Source organism: Streptosporangium sp. NPDC049046, from assembly GCF_040649155.1.
Taxonomy (GTDB): Bacteria; Actinomycetota; Actinomycetes; order Streptosporangiales; family Streptosporangiaceae; genus Streptosporangium.
The window spans coordinates 1-10,901 of record NZ_JBEZEZ010000069.1 but is presented as its reverse complement, the minus strand read 5'-3'; the positions used below and the strand labels follow the sequence as shown (position 1 = coordinate 10,901).

The 10,901-nt window shown below is 70.7% G+C and carries 2 protein-coding genes; both read left to right on the top strand.

Annotated features, from left to right (window positions below):
* Positions 1–3,147: SDR family NAD(P)-dependent oxidoreductase (locus AB0B96_RS40535; RefSeq protein ID WP_362907605.1), on the top strand; the 3,147-nt coding region annotated here is incomplete at its 5' end.
* A 40-nt stretch (positions 3,148–3,187) separates the two neighbouring features.
* The coding region (locus AB0B96_RS40530; RefSeq protein WP_362907603.1) for an SDR family NAD(P)-dependent oxidoreductase at positions 3,188–10,901 on the top strand (7,714 nt) is incomplete at its 3' end.

The following is a 10,901-nucleotide window of genomic DNA, read 5'->3' as shown; positions in this document are numbered from 1 at the left end:
ACGTTGCAGGCGCAGGGTGTGCGGGCGTATCTGGAGCTCGGCCCCGACGGGGTGCTGACCGCGATGGCCCAGGACACGCTGACGACCGACCCGGAGGCACAGGCGCACGAGTTGCCCACGGTGCTGGTGCCGGTGCTGCGCAAGGGCCGGGACGAGCACGCGGCGTCCATGGCGGCGCTGGCCGAGCTGCATGTGCACGGGGTGCCGGTGGACTGGCGCTCGGTGCTGCCGGGTGGGCGCCGGGTCGATCTGCCGACCTATCCCTTCGAGCACCAGCGGTTCTGGCCCGAGGGCAGTGCGGGTGCGGGGAATGTGGCGGCGGCGGGACTGGCCGCGACGGATCATCCGCTGCTGGGCGCCGCGGTCGGGCTGGCCGACTCCGATGGGGTGGTGCTGACAGGGCGGTTGTCGCTCTCGTCGCATCCGTGGCTGGCCGACCACGTGGTGGCGGGCTCGGCGGTGGTGCCGGGTTCGGTGTTCGTGGAGCTGGCGGTGCGTGCCGGTGACCAGGTCGGCTGCGAGGCGGTCGAGGAGCTGACCCTGATCACGCCGCTGGTGCTGGGTGAGCGGGACACGATCGCGATGCAGGTGTCGGTGGGGGCTCCGCAGGAGTCGGGCCGCCGGAGCGTGAGTGTGTACGCCCGTTCGGCGGAGGCGGCCGAGGAAGTGGCGTGGACGCGGTACGCGACCGGAACGCTCGCGACCGAAGTGGCGGAGGTCGCGCCGTTCGACGCGTCCGTCTGGCCTCCGCAGGGGGCGACCGCCATCGAGGTGGACGGGCTGTACGAGGAACTGGCCGAGGACGGCTTCGTCTACGGGCCGGTGTTCCAGGGGCTGCGGGAGGTCTGGCGCGGCGCCGAGGGCGAGGTGTTCGCCGAGGTGGCGTTGCCGGAGCAGGCGGTGTCGAGTGCGGGTTCGTTCGGGGTGCATCCGGCTCTGCTGGACGCGGCGCTGCACGCGGTGGCCTTCGCCGGGCTGGAGCCGGTGGAGGGTGGCCGGTTGCCGTCCTCGTGGGAGCAGGTGTGCCTGCACGCCGGTGGGGCGTCGGTGCTGCGGGTGCGGCTGGCCAGGACGGGCCCGGATGCGGTGTCGCTGAGCGCGGTGGATGCCGCCGGTGGTCCGGTGGTGTCGGCGCGCAACGTGGTGTTGCGGCCGGTCGAGGTCGAGCGGCTCAGGGTTTCCGATGGTGCCGGGGCGGGCTGGGAGTCGTTGTTCGGGGTGGAGTGGACGCCCGCGGGTGCTGTGACGGAGGTCGACGGAATGTCGGTGGCGGTGCTCGGTGCGGATGCGCTGGGTGTGGCTCCGGCGTTGCGGGAGGCCGGGGATGCGGTGGCGGTGCATGCGGATCTGCCCGCGCTGGTGGAGGCGGGTCCGGTGCCGACGGTGGTGCTCGCGGAGGTGATCTCCGAGTCGGCGGCCGGGATGGTGGAGTCGGCGCATGCGCTGACCGCCCACGTTCTGGACCTGCTGCAGGGGTGGCTGGTCGATGACCGGTTCGCCGAGTCGCGGCTGGTGTTCCTCACCCGGGGCGCGGTCGCGGCGGGTGACAGCGAAGTGGTCACCGATCCGGCGGCCGCGGCGGTGTGGGGCCTGGTGCGCAGCGCGCAGTCGGAGAACCCGGGCCGGTTCCTGTTGGTCGACGTGGACGAGGAATCCCCGCTGTCGGTGCTGCCGGGGAGGTTGGTGTCCGAAGAGCCGCAGACGGCGGTGCGCGGGGGCGAGGTGCGGGTTCCGCGCCTGGCACGGGTACTGCCCGGGGATGTTGTGGCAGAGGCGTTCGGTGACGACTCCGGTGAGGATGGCGGCCGGGTCTGGGATCCGGAGGGAACCGTCCTGATCACCGGTGGTACGGGTGGTCTGGGTGCGTTGTTCGCGCGGCACGTGGTGGCCGAGCGTGGGGTGCGGCGTCTGCTGCTGACCAGCCGCCGGGGCCTGGACGCTCCCGGTGCGGTGGAGTTGCAGGCCGAGCTGATCGCACACGGGGTCGATATCACGATCGCGGCCTGTGACATGGCCGATCGGGATCAGGTGGCGGCCCTGCTGGCGCAGGTGGACGACGAGCACCCGCTGACCGCGGTGATCCACACCGCGGGTGTGCTGGCCGACGGGACGATCCCGTCGCTGACGGCGGAGGGCCTGGGTGCGGTGCTGCGTCCCAAGGTCGACGCCGCCTGGCATCTGCACGAGCTCACCCAGGACATGGACCTGGCCGGATTCGTAATGTTCTCCTCGTTCGCCGGTGTGCTGGGAGCGCCTGGTCAGGGCAACTACGCGGCGGCGAACGTGTTCCTGGACGCGCTGGCTCAGGTACGCCGGGCCGCGGGACTGCCGGGGCTGTCGTTGGCGTGGGGCGCGTGGGCCCAGGACGCGGGAATGACCGGCACACTGGGCGAGATCGAGATGCGGCGGATCAACCGGACAGGGATGCCGGCGCTCTCGGCCGAGCAGGGGCTCGCGGCGTTCGAGGCCGCGGTCGAGTCGGGCCGGGCGGCGGTGGCGCCGGTACGGCTGGAGCTGTCGGCGCTGCGGGCGATGGGCGAGGTGCCGCATCTGATGCGGGGCCTGGTCCGCGCTGGGCGTCGCTCGGCGGTCTCGGTCCTCGCGGGCGGGGAAGCGGAGCTGGTGAAGCGGCTCGCCGGCCTGGAGCACACCGAGCAGGTCCGGCTCATGATGGACCTGGTGTGCACGCAGGCGGCGGTGGTGCTGGGACACGAGTCGCTGGACGCGATCCAGCCGGGACGAGAGTTCCGCGAACTGGGCTTCGACTCCCTCACCACCGTGGAACTGCGCAACCGGCTCAATGCGGCCACCGGACTGCGACTGCCCGCCACTCTCATCTTCGACTACCCGACCCCGGCCAGCCTCGCCGAACACCTCCTGGAGGAGATCGCGCCCGGAGCGAACAAGGCCACGGAGTTGTCGTTGCTGGCCGATCTCAACCGGTTCGAGACCGCTCTTTCCGACACCGCGCTCGACGATCTCGCCCGGAACGGCATCGTCACCCGGCTGCGGCAGCTGCTGGCGAAGATGAGCGAGAGCAGCACGGAAACTAGTGAAATCGCTGTCGCCGACGTGCTCAACTCGGCGAGTACCAAGGACATCCTCGGTTTCATCGAAAACGAACTGGGTCGCCTCAAGGACCTGTGATGTCCCGGCTCATACGCGAATAGCCTGGAGGGCTTCTCCCATGTCGGAAGACCTGAAGCTCGTTGACTACCTGAAGTCGGTCGCCACCGATCTGCACGAGACCCGCCGACGGCTCGAAGAGGTGGAGTCGGGCAAGCGTGAGCCGATCGCCATCGTGTCGATGTCATGCCGCTTTCCAGGTGGAGTCGCCTCTCCTGAGGATTTGTGGCGGTTGCTGGCCGAGGGTGAGGACGCGATCTCGCCGGTCCCGGCCGATCGGGGCTGGGACCTGGGGATGTCGTCGGAGCTGGGATCCGACGGCGCGGGTGGCGAGGTCCAGGGCGGGTTCCTGGCGGATGTGGCGGGGTTCGACGCCGGGTTCTTCGGGATCTCGCCGCGTGAGGCGCTCGCGATGGACCCGCAGCAGCGGCTGCTGCTGGAGACGACGTGGGAGGCGGTCGAGCGGGCCGGGATCGACCCGGCCTCGCTGAAGGGCAGTTCCACCGGGGTGTTCGTGGGCACCAACGGTCAGGACTACATGAACCTGATCATGAGCACTCGGGTGGATCTTCAGGGCCATGGCGTCACCGGTCTGGGAGCCAGCGTGCTGTCGGGCCGCCTGTCCTACACCCTGGGCCTGGAGGGGCCCGCGGTGACGGTGGACACGGCGTGCTCGTCGTCGCTGGTGACACTGCACCTCGCGGTACAGGCGCTGCGGTCGGGGGAGTGCTCGCTCGCGCTGGCCGGTGGCATCACGGTGATGACGTCGCCGATGGTGTTCGTCGGCTTCAGCGCGCAGGGCGGGATGGCGCCCGATGGCCGGTGCAAGGCGTTCTCCGACAGCGCGGACGGCACCAGCTGGTCCGAGGGTGTGGGCATGCTGGTGCTGGAGCGGTTGTCGGACGCGCGCCGCAACGGCCACCAGGTGCTGGCGGTGGTGCGGGGTTCGGCGGTGAACCAGGACGGTGCGTCGAACGGGTTGACGGCGCCGAACGGTCCCTCGCAGCGACGGGTGATCCGTCAGGCGCTGGCCGGGGCCGGGCTCTCGGTGTCCGAGGTGGACGCGGTCGAGGCGCACGGCACCGGCACGGTCCTGGGTGACCCGATCGAGGCGCAGGCGCTGCTCGCGACGTACGGTCAGGACCGGGACGAGGGGCGTCCGCTGCTGCTGGGGGGGATCAAGTCGAACCTCGGCCACACCCAGGCGGCGGCCGGTGTGGCCGGTGTGATCAAGATGGTGCTCGCGATGCGGCACGGGGTGCTGCCCAAGACGCTGCACGTGGACGCGCCGTCCTCGCACGTGGACTGGTCGGCGGGCGCGGTGGAACTGCTGACCGAGTCGGCCGAGTGGCCGAAGACGGGTCGTCCGCGCCGGGCGGGTGTGTCGTCGTTCGGGGTCAGCGGTACGAACGCGCACGTGATTCTCGAGCAGGGGCCGGAAGCGCCGGAGGGAGAAGGCGCTCCGGAGGCACGGCCGCCGGCCGCCGACGTGGTTCCGCTGCTGGTGTCGGGTCGTACGGGTGAGGCGTTGCGGGCGCAGGCCGAGCGGCTGGTCTCGCATGTGGAGGGCCATCGTGAGGTGGCACTGGTGGATACGGCGTTCTCGCTGGTGGTGTCGCGGTCGGTGTTCGAGCACCGTGCGGTGGTGGTCGGCGGGGATCGTGAGGGTTTGCTGGCGGGGTTGGGTGCGGTGGCTTCGGGTGAGCCCACGGCGGGTGTGGTGTCCGGGGTGGCGGATGTGGTTGGGAAGTCGGTGTGGGTGTTCCCGGGTCAGGGGGCGCAGTGGGTGGGGATGGGTGCGCGGTTGTTGGAGGAGTCGGCGGTGTTCGCCGGGCGGATGACTGAGTGTGCGGCGGCGTTGGAGCCGTTCGTGGAGTGGTCGCTGCTGGACGTGATCCGGCAGGTGGAGGGTGCGCCGGGGCTGGATCGGGTGGATGTGGTGCAGCCGGTGTCGTTCGCGGTGATGGTGTCGTTGGCGGCGGTGTGGGAGTCGTTGGGGGTTCGTGCGGATGCGGTGGTGGGTCATTCGCAGGGGGAGATCGCGGCGGCGGTGGTGGCCGGTGGCCTGTCGTTGTCCGATGGCGCCCGGGTGGTGGCGTTGCGCAGTCAGGTGATCGGGCGTGGGCTGGCTGGGTTGGGGGCGATGGCGTCGGTCGCGCTCCCGGTCGAGCGGGTTGAGGCCGCTTTGATCGAGGGGGTGTCGGTGGCGGCGGTGAACGGTCCGAACTCGGTGGTGGTGGCCGGTGAGGTTCAAGCCGTGGAGAAGTTGATCGAGAGTCTTTCCGCTGAGGGGGTGCGGGTGCGGCGGATCGCGGTGGATTACGCCTCGCATTCGGCGCAGGTGGATCTGATCGCCGAGGAGCTGGCCGGGGTGCTGGTGGGGGTGGCGCCGCAGTCGGTGCGGGTGCCGATGTTGTCGACGGTGACGGGTCAGTGGGTGGAGGGTCCGGAGCTGGGGGCCGGGTATTGGTGTGAGAATCTGCGGCGCACGGTGGCTTTCGCTCCGGTGATCGGAGAGTTGCTGGAGCAGCGGTATCGGGTGTTCGTCGAGGTGAGTCCGCATCCGGTGCTGACGGTCGGCATCGGCGAGTGCGTGGACGAGACCGACGCCACCACCGTGATCGCCGGCACGTTGCGCCGTGACGAGGGCGGCCTGGAGCGGGTGCTGACGTCGGCGGCGGAGCTGTTCGTGCGCGGTGTGACGGTGGACTGGCAGCAGGTGCTGCCGGGCGGCCGCAGGGTGGACCTGCCCACCTACGCCTTCCAACATCAGGGGTTCTGGCCCGAGGGAACGGGATCCGGGGCCGGAAACGTGGCTGCGGCGGGACTGGCCGCGACGGATCATCCGCTGCTGGGCGCGGCGGTGGGCCTGGCCGACTCGGATGGGGTGCTGCTGACCGGACGGTTGTCGTTGCGTTCACATCCGTGGCTGCTCGATCACGCGGTCGCCGGAATGGTGTTCTTCCCCGGCACCGGTTTCCTTGAGCTGGCGGTGCGTGCCGGTGACCAGGTCGGGTGTGACGTGGTGGAGGAGCTGACCCTGGTCGCGCCGTTGGTGCTGGGTGAGAGCGACGCCGTCGCGGTGCAGGTGTGGGTGGGCGCGGCTCAGGAGTCGGGTCGCCGGAGCGTGAACGTGTACGCCCGTTCGGCGGACGCGGCCGAGGAGGTGCCGTGGGTGCGGCACGCCACCGGCACGCTCGCCACGGGTGGCCGGGCCGTCGTGCCGTTCGACACGGCGGTGTGGCCGCCGGCCGGTGCGACCGCGATCGGGCTGGACGGTTTCTATGACCGGCTGGCCGAGGGGTTGCTCGCGTACGGCCCGGTGTTCCAAGGGTTGCGAGCGGCCTGGTGGGGCGAGGGGGGCGAGGTGTTCGCCGAGGTCGCCCTGCCCGAGCAGGCGCTGTCGGGTGCGGATGCGTTCGGGGTGCACCCGGCGTTGCTGGACGCGGCGTTGCACGCCTCGACGTTCGCCGGACTGGACGACGAGGTGGGGACGCGGTTGCCGTTCTCCTGGGCAGAGGTGAGCCTGCACGCCACCGGGGCGGCGATGCTGCGCGTGCGGCTGAGCCGGACCGCTGCCGACTCGGTGTCGCTGGTCGCGGTGGACGTTGCCGGGGAGCCGGTGCTGTCGGCGCGTTCGCTGGTGCTGCGCCCGTTCTCGCCCGACCAACTCGCCGCCGCCGATGGCGGGCAGGCGACGGCGGGGAACGGGTTGTTCCGGTTGGACTGGGCTCCGCTGCCGGAGCTTTCCATGGTCGATGTGGTGCCGGTGGCAGTGGTCGGTTTTGCGGGGTGCGAGCCCGACCCGCTGGGCTTTGCCGAAGTGCGAAAGTCGGCCGACCAGCCGGTCGCGGTTCACCGTGATCTGTCGGCACTGACCGAGGCGGGGCCGGTGCCCGACGTGGTGCTGGCCGAGGTCTGGGTCGATCAGGCCGGGGACGAGGCGATCTCGGCGCATGCGGTGACGGCCGGGGTGCTGGGCCTGCTGCAGGAGTGGCTGGCCGATGAGCGGTGTGCCGATTCGCGACTGGTGCTCGTCACGCGGGGCGCCGTGGCCGTGAGCGAGAGCGAGGCGATCACCGACCTGGCGGCCGCGACGGTGTGGGGGCTGATGCGGTCGGCGCAGTCGGAGAATCCGGGCAGGTTCGTGCTGGTCGACCTGGATGATCAGGATTCCTCGCTCGCTGCTTTGCGCGACGTACTGCTCGCGATGCCGACACTGGATGAGCCGCAGGTAGCGGTGCGCGAGGGTGGGGTGCGGGTGCCGAGGTTGGCGTCGCTGACCTCGGGTGCGGGTCTGTTGCCTCCGGCCGGTGCGGGTTCGTGGCGGTTGGGCAGCCGGGCCAAGGGCAGCCTGGACGCGTTGGAGTTGCTTCCGTTCCCGCAGGCGGCCGAGCCGCTGGAGGCCGGTCAGGTTCGGCTGGCGGTGCGGGCGGCGGGGGTGAACTTCCGTGACCTGCTGGACGGGTTGAACGCGCTGGGGTGGTTCCAGGACAAGGTCGGCCTGATGGGCAGTGAGGTCGCCGGGGTGGTCCTTGAGGTCGGCCCTGGCGTCGAGGACCTGCGTCCGGGGGATCGGGTGATGGGGCTGGCCGATGGCGGGTTCGGACCGGTGGTCGTCGCCGAAGCCGTGATCTTGGTGAAGATTCCCGATCACTGCTCGTTCGAGCAGGCCGCGACGATCCCGGTGGCGTTCCTCACCACCTACTACGGGCTGATGGATCTGGCCGGCTTGCGGGAAGGCGAGCGGCTGCTGGTGCACGCGGGCACCGGTGGGACCGGGATGGCGGCGATCCAGCTGGCGCAGCGGCTCGGGGTGGAGGTCTTCGCGACCGCGAGTCCGGCCAAGTGGGAGGTACTGCGTTCCCTGGGCATCCCGGACGACCACATCGCCTCCTCGCGCACCCTGGAGTTCGAGGAGCGCTTCCGCGCGGTGTGCGGTGAGCGGGGCGTCGATGTGGTGCTCAACTCGTTGACGGGTGAGTTCATCGACGCCTCGGCGCGCCTGCTGCGTCCGGGTGGCCGGTTCATCGAGTTGGGCAAACTCGACATCCGCGACCAGGAGAGCTTCCCGGGATTGAAATATCACTGGTTCGATGTGGCGGATGCCGGGCCGGAGCGGCTGCGGCAGATGCTGGGCGAGTTGATGGAGTTGTTCGCGGCGGGTGAGTTGCGGCCGTTGCCGGTGACGGCGTGGGATGTGCGGCGGGGCCGGGAGGCGTTCCGGTTCATGAGCCAGGCCAGGCACACCGGCAAGCTTGTGCTGACGATGCCCCGGGTCTGGGACGCGCAGGGCACGGTGTTGATCACTGGCGGTACGGGTGGTCTGGGTGCGGAGGTGGCCCGGCATCTGGTGGCCGAGCACGGGATGCGGCATCTGCTGCTGGTCAGCCGCCGGGGTCTGGAGGCTCCGGGTGCGGTGGAGTTGCAGGCGGAGTTGATCGCGCACGGGGTCGAGGTCACGGTCGCCGCGTGCGACATGGCCGACCGGGACGCGGTGGCCGGTCTGCTGGCCGGGGTGTCGGAGGAGCATCCGCTGACCGCGGTGATTCACACCGCGGGTGTGCTGGACGACGGGACGATCACCTCGTTGACGCCGGAGCGGCTGGACACCGTGCTGCGGCCGAAGGTCGACGCAGCCTGGCACCTGCACGAGCTCACCCAGGACCTGGCCGGGTTCGTGGTGTTCTCCTCGTTCGCCGGGGTCATGGGCAACGCGGGTCAGGGTAACTACGCGGCGGCGAACGCCTGGCTGGACGCGTTGATGGCGCGGCGCCGGGCGCAGGGACTGCCGGGGCTGTCGCTGGCCTGGGGTTTGTGGGCGCAGGCCACCGGGATGACCGGGGCCATGTCGCAGGCCGACGTGCAGCGAATCACCTCGGCCGGACTGCCGCTGATCACCACCGAGCAGGGTATGGCGCTGTTGGACGCGGCCCTGGGGTCGGACGCACCGCTGGTGCTTCCGGTCCTGCTGAACCTACCGGCGATGCCCGCTCAGCTGGTGCCGCCGCTGCTGCGCGGCCTGGTGCGCGGCACCCGCCGTACGGCGGCGGTGGCGCGTGCGGCCGATGAGGGAGCGTTGGTGCGGCAGTTGGCCGGGCTGACGCAGACCGACCGGACCCGGTTCATGACCGATCTGGTCCGCGGTCAGGCCGCTGCGGTCCTCGGACACCCCGACTCCACGGCGGTGGACGTCAGACGGGAGTTCCGCGAGCTGGGCTTCGACTCGCTGACCGCGATCGAACTGCGCAACCGCCTCAACGTGGCCACCGGGCTGCGGCTGCCCTCCACCCTCGTCTTCGACTACCCCACCCCCGCCGTGCTCGGTGAGTATCTGCTGAGCGAGGTGCTCGGCGCGCACGGCGACGCCATCCTGCCGGTGGCCACGGTCTCGGTCGGGGACGACCCGATCGTCATCGTCTCGATGGCCTGCCGCTACCCCGGAGAGGTGAGCTCTCCGGAGGATCTGTGGCGGCTGGTCGTCGAGGGGCAGGACGTGATGACCCCGCTGCCGGCCGGTCGCGGATGGGAAGGGTTCAGCGCTCTGGGCCTGAAGGGCGGGTTCGTTTCCGACGCCCCCGGGTTCGACGCGGAGTTCTTCCGGATCTCACCGCGTGAGGCGCTCGCGATGGACCCGCAGCAGCGGCTGCTGCTGGAGACGGCCTGGGAGGTCCTCGAACGCGCGGGCATCGACCCGGACTCGTTGCGCGGCAGTGAGACCGGCGTCTTCATCGGTGCCTCCGGCTCGGGCTACACGCCCGGGGAGGAGTCTCTCGGTTACATCATGACCGGCCTGATGGGTAGCGTGGCCTCCGGCCGGATCTCCTACACCTTCGGGCTGGAGGGTCCGGCGGTGACGGTGGACACCGCGTGCTCCTCGTCGCTGGTGACCATCCACATGGCGGCACAGGCTCTGCGCAACGGGGAGTGCTCCCTGGCCCTCGCCGGCGGTGTGACGGTGATGACGACTCTCGCGGCGTTCGCGGAGTTCGGTGAGCAGGGCGGCCTGGCGCAGGATGCCCGCTGCAAGGCGTTCTCCGACTCGGCGGACGGTATCGGATGGTCCGAGGGCGTCGGCCTGGTGATGCTGGAGCGGCTGTCGGACGCCCAGCGTAACGGTCACCAGGTGCTCGCGATCGTTCGCGGGTCGGCGATCAACCAGGACGGCGCGTCCAACGGTCTGACCGCGCCGAACGGCCCCTCGCAGCGGCGGGTGATCCGTCAGGCGCTTGCTGTCGCCGGGCTGTCTCCCTCCGAGGTGGACGTGGTCGAGGCGCACGGCACGGGTACGACGCTGGGTGACCCGATCGAAGCGCAGGCGCTGCTGGCCACCTATGGTCAGGACCGGCCGGAGGAGCGACCGATCCTGCTGGGGTCGATCAAGTCGAATCTCGGTCACGCGCAGTCGGCGGCGGGTGTGGCGAGCGTGATCAAGATGGTCATGGCTCTCCAGCACGGGGTGCTGCCCAAGACGTTGCACGTGGACGAGCCGTCGTCGCATGTGGACTGGGCCTCGGGCGCGGTGGAGCTGCTGACCGAGACGATGGACTGGCCGGACATGGGTCGTCCGCGTCGGGCGGGGGTGTCGTCGTTCGGGATCAGCGGCACCAACGCACACATGATTTTGGAGCAGGGGCCGCAGGTCGCGGAGCCGGAGGCCGGTGATACCGGTTCGGCCGTGGGTGTGGTGCCGTGGGTGGTGTCGGGCAAGAGCGAGGAGGCACTGCGGGCGCAGGCGGGTCGTCTGGCGTCGTTCATGGACGCGCGCGACGAGC